Source organism: Curtobacterium sp. 24E2 (genome assembly GCF_016925595.1).
In the GTDB taxonomy this organism is placed as follows: Bacteria; Actinomycetota; Actinomycetes; order Actinomycetales; family Microbacteriaceae; genus Curtobacterium.
Genome location: NZ_CP068987.1, coordinates 35,480 through 51,586, shown reverse-complemented (window position 1 = coordinate 51,586; position 16,107 = coordinate 35,480). Strand labels below are relative to the sequence as shown.

General features: G+C 70.7%; 15 protein-coding genes, 1 tRNA gene and 1 pseudogene. 9 read left to right on the top strand and 8 right to left on the bottom strand.

The window, feature by feature from the left end; translation table 11 throughout:
- Positions 1–128: 128 nt before the first annotated feature.
- A pseudogene (locus tag JN350_RS00220) lies at positions 129–3,844 on the top strand (AAA family ATPase); the annotation flags it as partial.
- Positions 3,845–4,178: 334 nt separating this feature from the next.
- Positions 4,179–4,763: a CDP-alcohol phosphatidyltransferase family protein gene (locus tag JN350_RS00215; RefSeq protein ID WP_205463170.1), complete on the top strand. Its 585-nt coding sequence runs from the start codon at positions 4,179–4,181 to the stop codon at positions 4,761–4,763.
- 141 nt (positions 4,764–4,904) lie between these two features.
- Here the strand turns inward: JN350_RS00215 and mscL are convergent, their stop codons facing one another.
- The 3 genes from mscL to JN350_RS00200 all read right to left on the bottom strand — a co-directional run bounded on the left by mscL (position 4,905) and on the right by JN350_RS00200 (position 6,353).
- Positions 4,905–5,405: a large conductance mechanosensitive channel protein MscL gene (gene mscL / locus JN350_RS00210; protein ID WP_205463169.1), complete on the bottom strand. Its 501-nt coding sequence runs from the start codon at positions 5,403–5,405 to the stop codon at positions 4,905–4,907.
- A gap of 71 nt (positions 5,406–5,476) precedes the next feature.
- Entirely contained in the window at positions 5,477–5,761 is a 285-nt protein-coding gene (locus JN350_RS00205; protein WP_205463168.1) for an FmdB family zinc ribbon protein, read from the bottom strand.
- A gap of 1 nt (position 5,762) precedes the next feature.
- The gene (locus JN350_RS00200) at positions 5,763–6,353 is read right to left on the bottom strand and encodes a 5-formyltetrahydrofolate cyclo-ligase (protein ID WP_205463167.1); all 591 of its coding nucleotides are present in this window, start codon (positions 6,351–6,353) and stop codon (positions 5,763–5,765) included.
- 115 nt (positions 6,354–6,468) lie between these two features.
- Here JN350_RS00200 and galU point away from each other — a divergent pair, with 115 nt between their 5' ends.
- From galU to JN350_RS00180, 4 genes are all read left to right on the top strand, one after another.
- A complete protein-coding gene (gene galU / locus JN350_RS00195) occupies positions 6,469–7,359 on the top strand; it encodes a UTP--glucose-1-phosphate uridylyltransferase GalU (RefSeq protein WP_123340808.1) in 891 nt (296 codons plus the stop codon).
- Between the two features lie 86 nt (positions 7,360–7,445).
- Positions 7,446–8,105, top strand: a complete 660-nt coding sequence (locus tag JN350_RS00190) for a GNAT family N-acetyltransferase (RefSeq protein ID WP_205463166.1) — start codon at positions 7,446–7,448, stop codon at positions 8,103–8,105.
- A gap of 99 nt (positions 8,106–8,204) precedes the next feature.
- A complete protein-coding gene (locus JN350_RS00185) occupies positions 8,205–9,302 on the top strand; it encodes a hypothetical protein (RefSeq protein ID WP_205463165.1) in 1,098 nt (365 codons plus the stop codon).
- 69 nt (positions 9,303–9,371) lie between these two features.
- A tRNA-Ala gene (locus JN350_RS00180) sits at positions 9,372–9,447 on the top strand.
- Between the two features lie 135 nt (positions 9,448–9,582).
- Here JN350_RS00180 and JN350_RS00175 read toward each other — a convergent pair.
- Positions 9,583–9,723: a hypothetical protein gene (locus JN350_RS00175; RefSeq protein ID WP_205463164.1), complete on the bottom strand. Its 141-nt coding sequence runs from the start codon at positions 9,721–9,723 to the stop codon at positions 9,583–9,585.
- Between JN350_RS00175 and JN350_RS00170 the strand changes: the two genes are divergently transcribed.
- The gene (locus tag JN350_RS00170; RefSeq protein ID WP_205463163.1) at positions 9,712–10,809 is read left to right on the top strand and encodes a phosphopantetheine-binding protein; all 1,098 of its coding nucleotides are present in this window, start codon (positions 9,712–9,714) and stop codon (positions 10,807–10,809) included. The genes JN350_RS00175 and JN350_RS00170 overlap by 12 nt on opposite strands.
- Here the strand turns inward: JN350_RS00170 and JN350_RS00165 are convergent, their stop codons facing one another.
- Positions 10,810–11,655, bottom strand: coding sequence for a permease prefix domain 1-containing protein (locus JN350_RS00165; RefSeq protein WP_205463162.1), 846 nt, complete (start codon positions 11,653–11,655; stop codon positions 10,810–10,812). It lies immediately after the preceding gene.
- A complete protein-coding gene (locus JN350_RS00160; RefSeq protein WP_205463161.1) occupies positions 11,652–11,984 on the bottom strand; it encodes a PadR family transcriptional regulator in 333 nt (110 codons plus the stop codon). Before JN350_RS00160 ends, JN350_RS00165 begins: the two co-directional genes overlap by 4 nt.
- A gap of 215 nt (positions 11,985–12,199) precedes the next feature.
- Here JN350_RS00160 and JN350_RS00155 point away from each other — a divergent pair, with 215 nt between their 5' ends.
- Entirely contained in the window at positions 12,200–13,027 is an 828-nt protein-coding gene (locus JN350_RS00155) for a glycoside hydrolase family 25 domain-containing protein (protein WP_205463160.1), read from the top strand.
- 87 nt (positions 13,028–13,114) lie between these two features.
- Here the strand turns inward: JN350_RS00155 and JN350_RS00150 are convergent, their stop codons facing one another.
- Entirely contained in the window at positions 13,115–13,498 is a 384-nt protein-coding gene (locus JN350_RS00150) for a hypothetical protein (RefSeq protein WP_205463159.1), read from the bottom strand.
- Positions 13,499–13,607: 109 nt separating this feature from the next.
- On the opposite strand from JN350_RS00150, the gene JN350_RS00145 reads away from it, so the two are divergent.
- Positions 13,608–14,681 (top strand): amidase domain-containing protein, encoded by a 1,074-nt coding sequence (locus JN350_RS00145; protein ID WP_205463158.1) that lies wholly within the window; start codon positions 13,608–13,610, stop codon positions 14,679–14,681.
- 61 nt (positions 14,682–14,742) lie between these two features.
- Here the strand turns inward: JN350_RS00145 and JN350_RS00140 are convergent, their stop codons facing one another.
- The gene (locus JN350_RS00140) at positions 14,743–15,963 is read right to left on the bottom strand and encodes a hypothetical protein (protein WP_205463157.1); all 1,221 of its coding nucleotides are present in this window, start codon (positions 15,961–15,963) and stop codon (positions 14,743–14,745) included.
- Between the last annotated feature and the right edge of the window lie 144 nt (positions 15,964–16,107).

Here is a 16,107-nt window from a genome sequence, read left to right as displayed (position 1 = left end):
ACGGTGAGGACGACGTGAACGACGACGTCCCCGTCGAGGGTGCCCATGAGCGCCCCGACGACGAGCGAGACGACCGCGGTCAGCGAGACCACCGCGACGAGCGAGACGACCGAGACGAGCAGCAGGACGTGGACGAGGACCGGACCGACGACGAACCGGACCGTACGCTCCGCCCGGAACTGCAGCTGACCAGCCCGCAGGCGATCAGCCTCGGCGATCCCCGGCTGCAGGCGGGCAACGCGGCCGAACCGACGTGGGACGGCTGGCGCGGCCAGCTCACCGGCGTCGGCGGCACGAGCCCGCTCACCCATTTCAGCGACCACCCCCGCGCGCGCATCGAACTGTCGACGACGCACCCGGGCGGCCTCGCCCAGTTCATCACCGGCAAGACCACCCTGCTGTCCAGCCTGATCCGCGACGAGGTGGCGCTCCGTGCGGCCCGCGTCGCCGCCGGCCAGGTCGAGGCGAAGGGCACCGAGCTCGCCACGGTGCGCGGGATCGACGCCGTGAAGCTCGGCATCGGCATGGCCGACTGGAAGCACGGCGACGAGCAGTTCCGCGGCCCGGTGCTCCTGCGCCCGCTGGCGATCCGTCGCCACGGCCGTGACTTCGAGGTCCGGCTCCTCGGCGAACCCGTGCTCAACCCCGGTCTCGCCGATGCGCTGCACGAGCAGTTCGGCGTCATCCTCGACGCGCAGTCCTTCGTGGCACTCGCGCAGCAGGACGGCTCGTTCACGCCGAACCCCGTCATCGACCGGCTGCGCGGCCTGACCGCGCACATCCCCGGTTTCTCCGTGCACGCCCGGCTCGTGGTCTCCACCTTCGCCGAGGTCGCGACCGGCCTGGTCGAGGACACCGGCGACCTGTCCCACCCCGTGCTCGACGCCCTGGCCGGCAACCCGAGCGCCAAGTGGCAGGTCGAGCAGTCGTATCACCCGGTCGAGCAGACCCCGTCCGACGAGCGCAGCCCGGAGACCGACACCCTGCTGCTCGACGCCGACGACGAGCAGGAGAACGTGATCGCGCAGATCGCGGCCGGCAACTCCATCGTCGTCAAGACCCTGCCGGGCACCGGCGGCACCCAGACGATCGTGAACGCCCTGGGCGGCCTGGTCGCCGCGAACAAGCGCGTCCTCGTGGTGAGCCCGCGCCGTGCGACCCTGCGCGGCATCGCGGCGCGCTTCGGCGAGGTCCAGCTGCCCGGCGTCGCGGTCACACCGTCGACCCTGCGCCGTGACGTCGTCCGTGCCATCGCCCGGAACGAGAAGGCGGCCCGTCCGAACCTGCGCGAGGTCGACGACGCCCTGGTCCGGCTCCGCAAGGTCCTGAAGGACTACCGCGGTTCGCTCACCCGCAAGGACGCCGACTTCGGCGTCTCGGTGCTCGACTGCCTGGTCGAACTCTCGCGCCTGTCCCTCCTGCCGGTCCCGCCGTCGACGACCGCGCGGCTGTCGAAGCAGTCCGTGGCGTCCATGGTGGAGGGCGCTCGCGCGTCGCCGAGACGATGGTCAGCGCGGCCAACCTCGGTGAGTTCCGCTACGGTCCCGACGACTCGCCCTGGTACGGCGCGAAGTTCTCCACCAGCGACGGCGCCCAGCGCGCGCACCGCATCGCGAAGGACCTCGACTCCGACGGGCTGCCGACGCTGCTCCGCCGAGCACACGACCTCGTGAGCTCGACGCACATGCGCCAGTTCACGACGATCAACGAGCTCGGCATCTACCTGCGCCTGCTCACCGAGATCCGTGACACCCTCGACCGCTTCCTGCCGGTGGTCTTCGACCGCTCGGTGTCCGAGCTCGTCGCCGCCACCGCCCCGCGCGGCGAGGGCGCTCCGATGTCGTCGACGAACCGTCGTCGCCTGAAGAAGCTCGCACGTGAGTACGTCCGCCCCGGCGTGCACGTCTCCGACCTGCACGAGGCCCTGACCCGGGTGCAGCAGCAGCGGGTGCTCTGGCAGCGCTACGTCGCCGCTGGCGTGAACCCCGAGGTGCCCACGGGCATCGCGGATGTGCAGGTGCTGTTCTCGAACGTCGCCGAGGACCTCGCGCGCCTCGACGAGCCGCTCGGCCGGACCGAGCGCGACCGGCAGCTCGCGAACACCCCGGTCGACCAGCTCGTCCCCACCATCGCCGAGCTCGCGGCCGAGTCCGACGTCCTGCACAACCTGCAGGAGCGCACCGAGCTCATGCAGACCCTGCGCGACCTGCAGCTCGAGCCGCTCATCACCGACCTGGCGAACCGCCACGTACCGGACCTGCAGGTACCGGCCGAGCTCGAACTGGCCTGGTGGCAGTCCGCCCTCGAGACGATGCTCGAGTCCGACCGGGCGCTGCTCGGCGCGAACACCGACATGCTCGACCGGGTCGAGGCCGACTTCCGCCTCGTCGACGACGCCCACGCGGCCGGGGTCTCCCAGGGCCTGGCGTGGCAGCTCGCCGAGAACTGGAAGGTCGGGCTCGTCGACTGGCCGGAAGAGGCCACGGCGCTGAAGACCCAGCTGCGCGAGGGTGCGATCACCTCGCGCCTGCTCCAGGACTCCGCACCCCACCTGTCCCGGTCGATCGCTCCCGTGTGGCTCGCGAGCCCGTACGAGGTCTCCCAGATCGCCGACACGATGCCGTTCGACACCGTGATCCTGGTCGACGCCGGGGCCGTGACGATCGCCGAGACCGTCGGGGCCGTCCGTCGTGCGCGCCAGACCGTCGTCTTCGGTGACCCGGTCACGCAGACACCGTCGCCGTTCCGCATCGCCGTCGACCCCGAGCACCGTGCGCTGCAGGTCGACGAGGGCACCCTCGACGCCTTCCACGCCGACTCCGCACTGGCGAAGCTCTCCACGCTGCTGCCGACCCTGTCGCTCTCGCGGTCGTACCGCGCCGGCGGCGAGGACCTGGCCGAACTCGTGAACCGTCGCTTCTACGGCGGCAAGATCGAGTCGCTGCCGTGGGCCGGCTCGTTCCTCGGGCACGGATCGATCGCGCTCGACTACGTCAGCGACGGCAAGGCCGTGCCGGACCCCGAGTCCGGCGCCGTCGAGAGCGTCGACGCCGAGGTGGACCGCGTCGTCCGACTCGTCATCGACCACGCCCGCACCCGTCCGAGCGAGTCGCTCATGGTCATCACCGCCTCGGCGAAGCACGCCGTGCGCGTCGAGCAGGCCGTGCTGACCGCGGCGCAGGGCCACAAGGACCTGACCGAGTTCGTCATCGGTGACCGCGCCGAGCCGTTCATCGTGGCGACGCTCGAGCAGTCGGTCGCGCAGAGCCGCGACCGCGTCGTCTTCTCCATCGGCTACGGCCGCACCCCGCACGGCCGTGTCCTGCGCGACTTCGGTCCGCTCGGCAAGCCCGGCGGCGAGCGGTTGCTCGCGGTCGCGATGACCCGTGCGCGCCGCTCGATGGTGATCGTGACGTGCTTCCAGCCGTCCGACATCGAGGCCGAGCGCATGGGGCACGGCACGGTCGCCCTCGCCGAGATCCTGGCCGAGGTGCGTGCGCGCACCACCGCCGAGTACGTGCCGGACGACTCCGACCCGCTGCTCGTCGACCTGGCCCGCAGACTCGAGATGCGTGGCATCCCGGTCGCGCTCGGGCACCGCGGCAAGCTCGGCCTGGTGGCCGCGCACGGCGGTGTCTGCGTCACGATCGAGACCGACGCGTCGCTGGTCAAGGGGTCGCTGCGCGAGTCACTGCGCCTCCGCCCGGAGGTCCTGCGCCGACTCGGATGGCACTACGTCCGCGTGCACGCGTTCCAGCTGTTCTCCGACCCGGACCGCGTCGCGAACACCGTCGCCGCCGTGCTCGGCGTCGACCGTGGCGCCACGCAGGAGATCTCGATCCCCCGATCCCCGCACGCCGATGACCGAACGGCCGAGTCGGCGGGCCTCCCGGCCCGCCGGTCCGGTGACGCCGGAGGCGGACCAGCTGGTGGGCACGTGGACGCGGGCCGACGACGCGTCGTCAGTCGCGCCTCCCGGTCCAGCAGCGTCGACCGGACGCGACACGGACGACCTGTCGGGAGGCCCGGTGCGGCGTCGCAGACGCGTCACCACCCAGCCGGTGCCGGGCTACGACCCGGCGCCGCCGCCGGAACCGGCGCGACACCGCGACGGCGAGAACGACGACCAGCTCCGGCGGGACGTCCCGCCGCACTGGTAACAGGTAGCCTGGCCTGCGATGACTGACACCGTGCGGCAGCGCCCCGACTGGCAGACCTGGCCGAACCTGATCTCGCTGTTCCGGCTGCTGCTGATCCCGGTCTTCGTGTGGCTCGTCGTCGCCGGACACCCCGGCTGGGCGTTGGTCGCACTCGTCGTCATCGGCGTGAGCGACTGGGCGGACGGCTTCATCGCACGCAAGTTCGACCAGGGCTCGAAGCTCGGCAAGGCGATCGACCCCGTCGCCGACCGACTCGCCATCATCGCGATCGTGCTGTCGCTCGTGCTCACCGGCCTGCTGCCGTGGTGGGTCGTCGCCGTCGTGGTGCTCGTCGACCTGGTGCTCGTGGTGCTGTCGAGCGTGCTGTTCCACGGCAACCCGGACCTCGACGTCACGTGGACCGGCAAGATCCGCTCCGCGCTGCTCTTCGTCGGGCTGCCGGTGCTGCTGTTCTCGGCCGTGCACGCCGTCGATGAGAACGCGCCGTGGGTGCGGGTCGTCGCACTGGTCTTCGTCTACCTCGGCACCGTGGGGCACGTCCTGGCGGGCATCCAGTACGCGACGGCGATGTTCGCGAAGCGCCGAGCGGTCACCGCCGCCTGACGCGCCCCCGGCAGCACCGTGCCGCCGGCTGCGGCCGGTAGCGCACGATCGCGCCCCCGAACGGGCATCGCGCTCCGAAGAGTCGGGGCGCGAAGGCCGTGGAGGGGCGCGATCGCGGCGCCGTCGGCGGGGATGCCCCTGCTAGAGCTTCGTCGGGCCGCCGATGCCGGGTCCCTCGGGAGCGGTGTTCGGAGCGATGTGCGCGCCGGTCCCCGTGCTCGTCGGGACACCGTTCTGGGAGCGCAGCAGGTCGCGGATCTCGAGCAGCACCTCGACGTCCGTCGGGGGCACGTCCTGCGGGGTCTGCTCTTCGTCGTTCTTGACGCGCTCGAACGCCACCTTCTTCAGGTGGTTCACGGGCACGACGAGGGCGAAGTACACGACGGCGGCGACGATCACGAAGTTGATGACCGCGCCGATGATCGCGCCGAACAGGATCTTCGCGCTTCCGCCGGAGACCGTCGGGATGGACCAGACGAGCGCCTTGTCGAGGCTCGAGGCGTTGAAGACCGCGCCGATCAGGGGGTTGATGAGGCTGGTGACGATCGCGGTGACGATCGCGGTGAACGCAGCACCGATGACGACTGCGACGGCCAGGTCGATGACGTTGCCGCGGAGCAGGAACTCCTTGAAGCCCTTCACGGGACTCCTTCCGGTCGAGGACAGTCGCCGGACGGCGACCCCATCAACCTATCGGCGAGGAGTTCTCTCGGTCAGGAGGCGCTGGGCTTCGGCGTGCTCGGCTTCGACTCGCTCTTGGCCGGAGTGGACTTCGGCTCCGACTTGGCCGGCGTGCTCGACGAGCCCTCGGACTTCGGCGCCGGGCGGGAGTCGGTGCGGTAGAAGCCGCCGCCGTTGAAGGTCACGCCGACGGGCGAGAACACCTTGCGCAGGACACCGCCGCACACCGGGCACTCGGTCAGGGTGGCGTCGGAGAACGACTGCTTGATGTCGAACGCGTTGTCGCACTCGGTGCAACGGTACGAGTAGGTGGGCACGTCAGCTCCGGAACGTGATGATGCGCGACGGCGTGATGATGCCGTCGACGGGTTCGTCGTGGGGTTCGCGCGGGACCTCGTCGAGGTACTCCGCGTCGAAGATCACAGCATAGACGGGCGGGCGCTTCGCCATGGACCCGAGGGTCTTGTCGTAGTAGCCGCGACCCCATCCCATCCGGACGCCGTCGTGCCCGACCGCGGCCGCGGGGGCGAGGATCGCGTCGACGTCGTTGATGGCGATCGGGGACAGGACCTCGCCGACGACCTCGGGCATGCCGAAGATGCCCTCGGTCTCGGTCTCGCTCTCGCCGTCGCCGACCGCCCAGTCGAGCAGGCCGTCCTCGCGCGTGACCGGCAGGAGCACCCGGATGTCGTGCGCGAACGCCCAGTTCAGGAAGGGCCGGACGTTCGGCTCGTCCGACGCCGACAGGTAGAGCGCCAGCGAGGTCACCTGGCGCTCCTCGGCGAAGCGCTGCAGGGTCGCGGTGAGCGCCGCGCTGTCCGCGTCGCGTTCCGTCGTGGTCCGGGTGCGCCGCCGCTGCCGGAGTTCGGCTCGCAGGGCGCGCTTCTCGTTCCCGAGATCAGCGATCATGCGCAGGAGTCTACCGAGCGCATCCGTTGCGGCTTCCCGCCGGGAAACGCGCTGATGCCGTGTCCCCAGTAGCGATGACATGCCCCGGAAACCCGGATCGGATACGGTCTGGGGCATGGGCTTCCAGATTTCCAAGGCGGTGATCCCAGCGGCAGGGCTGGGCACTCGCTTCCTCCCCGCGACCAAGGCGATGCCGAAGGAGATGCTCCCCGTCGTCGACAAGCCAGCCATCCAGTACGTGGTGGAAGAGGCTGTCGGCGCAGGACTCACCGACGTCCTGATGATCACGGGCCGCAACAAGAACGCACTCGAGAACCACTTCGACCACGTGTCGGAGCTCGAGGAGACCCTCAAGAAGAAGGGTGACCACGAGAAGCTGCAGAAGGTCAACCAGTCGACGGACCTCGCCGACATGCACTACGTGCGCCAGGGTGACCCGCTCGGCCTCGGCCACGCGGTGCTCCGCGCGAAGATGCACGTCGGCCGCGAGCCGTTCGCCGTGCTCCTCGGTGACGACATCATCGACGCCCGCGACCCGCTGCTCAAGCGCATGATCGAGGTCCAGGGCGAGAAGAACGCCACGATCGTGGCGCTGCTCGAGGTCCCCGAGTCGCAGACCCACCTGTACGGCATCGCCACCGTCGAGCCGACCGACACCGACGACGTCGTGAAGATCACCGGGCTCGTCGAGAAGCCCCCGCAGGGCGAGGCGCCCTCGAACCTGGCGATCATCGGCCGCTACGTCATCCGCCCCGAGGTCTTCGACGTCCTCGAGAAGCAGGAGCCCGGCAAGGGCGGCGAGATCCAGCTCACCGACGCGCTCATGAAGATGGCGAGTGCCGAGGAGTGGACCGGCGGCGTGTACGGCGTCGTGTTCCGTGGACGCCGGTACGACACCGGTGACAAACTCGACTACATCAAGGCGATCGTGCAGCTCGCCTCGGACCGCGAAGACCTCGGCCCCGACCTCAAGTCGTGGCTGAAGGAGTTCAACGCGGGCGAATGAGTCGGCCATCCCGCCCGGGCCCGTGCACACGGACCCGGGCGGGACACCCGTCCCGCACAGCGGCGGGACCCCGGAGGAACCAAGCGATGACGACGATCCCGACCCTCTCCCACGGGCGGGTCACCATCCGGCCCCTCCGGCTCCGTGACACGCGCGACCTCGACCTCGCGCTCGCGTCGAACCGATCGTGGCTCCGCACCTGGGAGGCCACGAACCCCTCAGGACACGTCTCCACCGATGTCCGCGGCAGCATCCGCGCGCTCCAGGCCAACGCCCGCGCGGGACTCGGACTGCCGTTCGCGATGGAACTCGACGGCCGGTTCGTCGGGCAGCTCAACGTCTCCGGCATCACCTACGGGTCACTGGCCAGCGCCTCGATCGGCTACTGGGTCGTCGAGGACGCCGCCGGACACAACGTGACCCCGATCTCGGTCGCCCTCGCCGTCGACCACTGCTTCCGCGCGGTCGGCGTGCACCGCATCGAGATCTGCATCCGGCCCGAGAACGCCCCGTCCTTGCGCGTCGTCGAGAAGCTCGGGTTCCGGTACGAAGGGCTGCGCCGCCGGTACATCCACATCAACGGGGACTGGCGCGACCACTTCTGCTTCGCGCTCGTCGCCGAGGAGGTCCGCGAGGGCGTCCTCGAGCGCTGGGTCCGCGGGCAGGTGCCACTCGGCCTCGGTGCCGTGCCGCTCGCGGCCCGCGACGAAGCGGCGCTGCCGATCACCACCACGCCGCGTCTCTGACAGGAGGCCCGTGGCACGTGCCACGGATTCCGCCGCGACACGCGCAACACGCGTTCCGCAATCACGCGACGGGGATACGCCCGCCCCTACCGTGTCCCCATGGCAGGAATCGGCTCGTGGGGTGGCGGCATCGTCCTGCTCGTCGCGGCCGTGCTCTGGCTCGTCTACCTGATGCCCTCGTGGGCCGCCCGACGCCAGTACCTCGCCACCGAACGCAACGCGATCCGCTTGCAGCAGACCCTGCGGATCCTGGCGCAGACCGCCGAACTGCCCGACGAGGTCCGTGTCGAGGTGAACGCGAAGTCCCTGGCCGAGGCGCAGCGCGTCGCCCGGTCCGAAGAGGCCAAGCGCACCGCGATCGTCCGGGCTCACGAGGCCGCACGTCAGCGGGAGATCACCCGCCGGCTCGCCGAGCAGGCCCCCGTCCTCGAGCGTGCGTCGTCGGTGCCCGCCCTGACCGCGATGCGCATGCGCCGCTCCCGCCTCGGAGCCACCCTGTTCGGCACGCTCGGCGTCGTCGTCGCGCTGGTCGTCTTCGTCGCGTCGCCCGCCCTGTGGCTCGTCGGTGTCGCCGGGCTCCTCGCCGCGGGTGGGTCCGCAGCGGTCCTGGCCCAGCTGCACCAGGTGGCGACGGCACGGAAGACCCGTGTCGCGGCGGCCGAGGCGAGCGCGACCCGTGCCTCCCGGCCCGCGAGCACGTGGACGGACCCGGCGCCGCCGCTGTCGACCGAGCAGTCCGCAGAACCCGCGGAGGACCGCAGCTGGACCCCGAACCGGGTGCCGAAGCCGCTGTACGTGGAGCGTCCGACAGCGCCCGCTGCCTCGCCGGAGTCGTCCGCCGAGCTCGCTGCGCGACTCAAGGAGCGCGTCGCCGAGGCCAAGGCCGAGGCCGAGGCCGAAGCTGCTGCCATCCGCGCAGGCGAGGCCGACCCGTCGCTCGCCACCGTGTCCCGGATGCGTCCGGAGCTCGAGGACGCTGCCGCGTTGCTGTCCGCCCACGACCAGGGGCGTCTCGCCGAGCGGCTGGGACTGCGGGCGCCGGCTGCTCCTGCCGGTGCGCCCGCTGCTCCTGCCCCCGCTTCTGCCGACGAGCCCGCCGCCCCGCCGAGCAAGTGGGCCGGCATGGGGGTCCTCGACGACGACGCGTACCAGCAGGCCGACCTCGACGCGATCATGCGGCGGCGCCGCGCGGTCTGAGTCGCGGCTCGCCCGACTGGCCACGATTTCGGTTCGGCCGAACGGTGGTGCTAGTGTGGTCGAGCACTTGGGGCTATGGCGCAGTTGGTAGCGCGTCTCGTTCGCAATGAGAAGGTCAGGGGTTCGAATCCCCTTAGCTCCACCAAGTGGTCCAGACAACGGCCCCGGGTCTCCCAGGGCCGTTGTCGTTTCCGGGGCTGCTCGCCTGGCGGCACACGTTGTCCCTGGGTCGCCTGCCGCCCGGAGCCATCTGCTGTCCGCGTTTACCCGTTGTCCGCGCTCACCCGTCGGTCAGGCAGACCGCGGTGACGACGAGCCCGTCCTGCACGGCCCAGCGGCCTCCGAACCCGTCGACGCGCCGGCCGCGGACGATCGGCCCGGGGACGAGGAACTCGTCTTCCTCGGCCGGGTGACCGAGCATGCCCAGGTCAAGGTCCGTGGGTTCCGCGTGGAGATCGGCGAGATCGAAGCGGCCATCGCGCAGGTCGACGGGGTGCGCGACGTCGTCGTCGTGGCGCGGAGCGTCGTGGGCTCCCCGACGGTCCTCGCCGGCTTCGTCGTCGGCGCGGCACACGTCACCGCGTCGACGGTCCGCGACGGGCTGCGTCGGCTGCTCCCCGACTACATGGTCCCGCGGTACATCGTGCCGCTCGCGGCGCTACCGCTCAACGTCAACGGCAAGCTCGACGCGGATGCGCTGCCGTGGCCGGCAGACGAGGACCGGGGCTCGCACGAGGATGCACTGCCGACGTCCGCGGCGGTGAGTGACGACGTCGAGCAGCGCATCGCGGCGGTGTGGTCGGACGTCCTCGGCATCCGTGGTGTCGCGGTGACGGACAGCTTCTTCGAGATCGGTGGCGATTCGCTCACGATCATGCAGGTCAAGGGGCAGCTCGATGCCACGTTCCCCGGCGCGCTGACCATCGGCGACTTGTTCTCCTGCCCGGACCTGCGGGCCCTCGCGGAGCGCGTCCGAGCGTCCGGGAAGGGACGACTCGTCGTCGAGCGGGTCGCCGTGCCGGAGCTCGACGGCGTCGAGGAACTCCTCGGTCGGATCGTCGTCGACGTGTCCTGGGACAAGCGTCACCGGGCGCGGGCGGTGTACGCGTTCATGCTCGCCCTCCGGCTCACGGCGACGCGGGTTCCGCAGGCGGTCCTCGTGCACGAGGACGACGGGGTGCGGAGCGTCCCGTTCCCGGAGTCGGCGGACCACCACGCGAACGTTGACCAGATCGACCGGCACCTCGTCACGGCGACCCCGGTCACGCGGCACACGCCCGTCCGGATCGAGGGCGACGGGCAGGTCGTCTCCGTCCGGATCGGTTCCGCGTCCGCACCGACCGCGGCGAACGAGACGGTTGACGTCACCGTGGTGCTCGACGCCGGTGATTCGAGGGTGACCCTGGCTGTGGAGCCGCAGGAACCGAGGGTCGACCTGCGACCTGCGACGCTCATCGCGGCACGGTACGCGACCATCCTCGAAGGGCTCCTCGCCCCGACGGGGTGATCAGACCGGCACGGTGGCCGTCCTGGGGACGCCGCGGTTGATCGCGCCGGCGGCACTGCTCGCCCACGTCTCACGAAGGAACACGAACAGGCCGATCGCGACCACCAGCAGGAGGAACGCCGTGCTCGCTCCGATCCAGACGCTCTGGAGCGGCGTGGGCGGTGCGAGCACCACGATGATGAGGGCTGCGGGCGAAAGGACCCAGAGCAGGACCCCGACGGTCAGCGACCTCGTCTGACGTCGTTCGTTCGCCCTGGCGACCTCGTTGACCCAGCGGATGACGTCTGCGTCCGGGCTGAAGCGGCGCTCCTGGATCCGGGTGAAGGGAGCGAACGCGCTCGAGACCCGCACGATCGTGACCGTCGCGATCGCTCCGAGGGCGAGGGCGAGGACGAGGCCGATCGCGATCGCGACGCCGGCGTCCAGGGGGAAACCCGGCTGGTCCGACGCGCCGAGCAGCAGCACGAGCGGGATCGCGGCGAGGACGTAGAGCGCGACCCCGGCACCGAGGCGTGGCGCCGTCCGACGGTGCGCCTCGGTGAAGCCCTTCGCCTCGTCCATCGAGATGGGCGCGTGCACGGGGACCCGACCTTCGGAGGGTTGCGTCGGACCGCCCGCCCGGGGTTCCAGGTCCGCGGTGATGCCGAGGGTCAGCGCGAGCTCGTCGAGGCTGCCGAAGTCGCTGACGATCTGGACCATCGCTTCGTTCGGGGTGGCACCGTCCGCGATGAGTCCGGCGTACGCGTCCTCCATCATTCCGTGCAGCTCCGCCTTCGCTTCCCGCAGGCGAGGGGTCTGCGGGTAGGGGCGGAACATCGTCTCCAGGTACTCGCCGATCTCGTTCATGCGTTGGTCCCTTCCACGAAGCGGTCGATGACGGACTTGGTGTCGCGCCACTCCTCGGTCTTGTCGTCGAGGTGTGCGTGGCCCGATCCGGTGATCTGGTAGTAGGTGCGGAGCTTGCCGGACTCGGAGGTGCCGTGGAACGACGTCACGAGTCCGGCGAGCTCGAGGCGTTTGACGGCGGAGTACAGGGTCGTCTGCTTGATCGTGTAGTCGGCCCCGGTGACGGTGCTGATCCGCTGCGCGAGTTCGTACGCGTACGACGGCTCAGACCGCAGGAGCGAGAGCACAATGAGATCGACGTACCCGCGGATGGCGTCGGCGCTGATCACCGGACCTCCTCTCGATTACGAACTGTGCTGCACATAGTACGCCGGACGTAGTACGCCGAGCAAGGTGTTCTTCCGGGACTCGGTGATGAGCGCTGCCCGTAGCTCCTCCACGAGAGCGACTGCAGTGCATCGTCCGACACAGTCCACGGACGGGGCCGGTGTGTTGTCCGGCGCATCCGCCTAGACCGGCCTGTCCGGCCCGATCAGGGGAGAGCATGTTCCGTAGCACTCGTCTCGTCGCGACCCTCGCGGCCGCCGTCGTCGTGGCAGCGGGCGTCGCCGTCGCCGGCCCCTCGTCGACCGCCTCGGCAGCGGTCACGCCGCTCGGCGTCGACATCTCCTGGCCGCAGTGCGGCCGCCAGGTCCCGACCGACCAAGCGTTCGGCATCGTCGGCGTCAACGGTTCCCTCGGCAACACCACGAACCCGTGCCTCGCCGAACAACTCGCGTGGGCTGGGCGGTCGGTCGAGGGCTCGGCCCAGCCGAAGACGCAGCTGTACGTGCTGTTCGCCAATCCGGGCCTGACGGCATCGGTCTGGCCCACGTCGAACAGCTACCAGGGCACGGTGCCCACCAACCCGTTCGGCAAGTGCGTGACCAAGGGTGGCAAGAAGCAGGTCACCCTGGCGTGCTCCTTCATGTACGGGTACGCCCGCGGGTACGACGACGTCAAGAGCCGTGGCGTCGCGAACCCGTCCGCGTACCGCTGGTGGCTCGACGTCGAGACGGGGCTGTCGTACCAGCGGGACACCGCCCAGAACCGCGCGGCGATGCAGGGCATGATCGTCGGGCTCAAGGCCGGTGGCGTGCGCACGATCGGCATCTACTCGAACGGTTCGCAGTGGAAGACCATCGCGGGCACGGTCAAGTCGAGCAGCCCGCTGCGCGGCCGGTCGAACTGGATCGCGATCGGCAAGGGCACGATCACCAAGGCACGGAAGACCTGCGCCGGGACACCCCTGTCCGGCGGCAAGATCGCGATGGTCCAGGTCGAGGTCCCCTACGGTTCCAGGACCATCGACCGCGACGTCTCCTGCACCTGATCGCCTCGAGGCCGACAGGCCCGGTGCCAGCTGGCACCGGGCCTGTCGGCCGTCATCGTGCCGAGCGGACCCGCCACGGCCTGAGCGTCAGCTCGCGAAGCTGTCCGTCAGGACGCCCGCCTGCGCGAAGGTGGTGTGGATGGCGTTCGCGGCCTGCTCGAAGGCACGGTTGCCGCGTGAGATGCCGAGTGCTCCGCCCTTGATCGCGGACTTGCCGGAGCCGCGCAGCAGTCGAGCGACGGTGCGGCCGTCCGGGGCGATCATGATCTGCACGTCCAGGCGGGTGTGGAACGTGCGGTCGTTCGCGAGCCCGCCGATGAGCAGCGTCAGGCCCATGCTGCCGCGGGTGGCTCGCAGCGAGCCCTGCTCGGCGTCGTCGACGGTGTAGCCCTCGCGGGCGAGGGCCTCGCGCACCCGTGCGCGGGCGGTCTCGGGGTCGGTCGCGACGAAGAAGTCGTGGCTCTCGGGCATGGTCTGCTGATCCTCTCGAACGTGTCCGTGCGGACACGGAGGACGCTCGCCCCCGGAGACGATCATGCCGTGTCGGAACGTCAGGTGCGTCGCTTACGCTGGCTGTGTCATGACTGCCTCGATGAACCGCCGCGCACTCCTGTCCCTCGCCGGTGTCGCCGGGATCGGGCTCGCGGTCGCCGCGTGCTCGTCCGGCGGTGGCAAGGACGGCGGCGGCAAGGACGGCGGCGGCAAGAACAGCGGCGGCAAGAACGGCAATGCCGAGGACGGCAACGCCAGCAAGAGCACGTCCACCGCGAAGCCCGTCGCGAAGTCCCTGACCCCGGCGCAGGTCCCGCTCGTCGGCGGCGTGACGGTCACGGTCGCGGGCACCGGCCTCGCCGCGGTCAAGGGCGTCACCGTCGGCGGGGTCGCCGCGCGCGACGTCACGGCGACGGCCACGAAGGTCACCTTCACGGCCCCGCACCAGGCGATGTACACCGCTGGTGACGCCGCCGTCGCGCTCTTCACCGAGTCGATCGAGCCGAGCCCGTCCGCCAACCAGTCGTCCGACGGCAACGGCAGCGCCGCGAACGACGGGCAGACCGGCGCGACGCAGGACTCGGCCACGGCGACGCCGACCCCCACGGCAGCGCCGGTGCCCGATGCGTCCACCGCCGTGGCGACGTCGTCGATGGCCTACGCCGCGCTGACCGACGTCGACCGGCAGCTCCAGTACGCGATGGCGCACTGGAAGGACTACAACCTGTCCGAGTACGGCACCATGAACCCGATCGGGGGCGACTGCGCGAACTACGTCAGCCAGACGCTCATCGCCCGCGGTTGGGAGCAGCGCTCCGACTGGTACAACCGGGCTGCCGGCGCCGAGCACAGTGCCACGTGGACGTACTGCCCGACGATGGACCCGTGGCTCGAGACGAACGCTGCGGAGTTCGGGCTCACCCGGCGTTCCTCGGACGAGCGCGACAAGGTGAAGGTCGGCGACATCGTCTTCTACGACTGGAACGCGAACGGGTCGCCGGACCACACCACCATCGTGTCCGAGGTCTTCACCGAGCCCGACGGCACCATCCGCATCAAGTCGGCGAGCCACAACCAGGACGGCCCGTACCGTGACTTCGACGAGATGATCACGGTGCAGCACCCGGGTGGGACGGCCTGGTTCCACACGTTCGACGCGTAGGCCGACGGGCCCGCGCAACGCTCAGGCGCACCGCGAGCAGCTCAGGAACACCCCGAGCAGCTCAGGGGTACCCGAGGAACCAGAGCAGCACGATCGCGACGGGCTGCAGGCACACCCCGACCACGAGCCACGTCACCGCTCGCCGCCGTGTCCGCACGAACACGTCCGACCCGAGCACCGGCGCCATCGGCATGAGCAGCCGCGGCAACGACTGCTGCGGCAGGAACACCGCGACCAGGTACAGCCCGTACGACGCCGTGAACGCGAGCACGTCCGGCCCGAGGGCCCTGGTGCTCCTGCGAGAGAAGAACCACACCGCGCCGGCGAGCACCGCGACGACCAGCACGACGCCGAGCGGTCCGAGCCACGTCGAGGCCATCGTGAACCACGGCGTCAGCGGGGCGAAGTGCTGTCGCCCGACGAACCCCACCCACCACGACAGTTCGGTGTCCAGGTAGGCGTTCGGCCGCCCGGTCACCGCCGAGGCGATCACCGGCCATGCCAGGCCCGCCGCCGCGACGACGAGCCCGGACGCCACGATCGCGATGCGGTCGTGCCACGGGAACGGTGTTCCCTGTCGACGCGCGGCCACCCACCGGACGACCAGGTGCACGGCAAGCGCCACCGCCAACGCGAGGACTCCGGGTTTCGTGAACGCCGCGACCACCCCGAGCGGTGCGATCAGCCAGTACCGACGCCGGACCAGCGCCAGCAGCGCTCCGAACAGCAGCACGAGCAGCAGGCTCTCGGCGTAGGCGACCTGCAGCAGGAACCCGGTCGGCGCGAACGCGAACAGTGCCGTGGCCCAGCGGGCGCGGTGCGAGCAGCCCACCGCGAGGACGAGCCGGTACAGCAGCACGCATGCCCCGGCGCCCGCGATCGTCGCGACGAGCACGCCCGCGACCCAGAACGACGCACCCGTCAGGGTCATGACGGCCCGCACGACGGCCGGGAACACCGGGAGGAACGCCCAGGCGTTCGGTGCGACGTGGCCCGCATCGTCGAGGGGGAGCGTGGCCGGGTACCCGTGCTCCGCGATGGTCCGGTAGAACGAGGCGTCCCAGGATCCGGAGAACGTGAAGAACGACGGGTCCTGCCGGTACGAGGCGAACGTCCAGTCGTTCGCGGTCGCCAGCACGTACATCGTCGCGAGCAGCAGCGTGCTCACCAGGCGCGAGGCCGCCCAGATCAGCAGGGGCGCGGTCCACGTGCTGCGGGGACCGGTCAGCAGGTTGTGCGCCCTCGACCGGGAGGCCCGGCTCGTCTCCGCCACGCTCGTCACCCGCCCGATCCTCGCAGACCAGGGCCCGTGCCCGCTCCAGCGGGCGGCCGTGCGTCGGGCCGAGAGCCGACCTGCGTGCATTGTGAGCAGCAATGGTCGGGTCCGTCTGCCGGACCCGACCATTGCTGCTCACGAAGTGCGGGC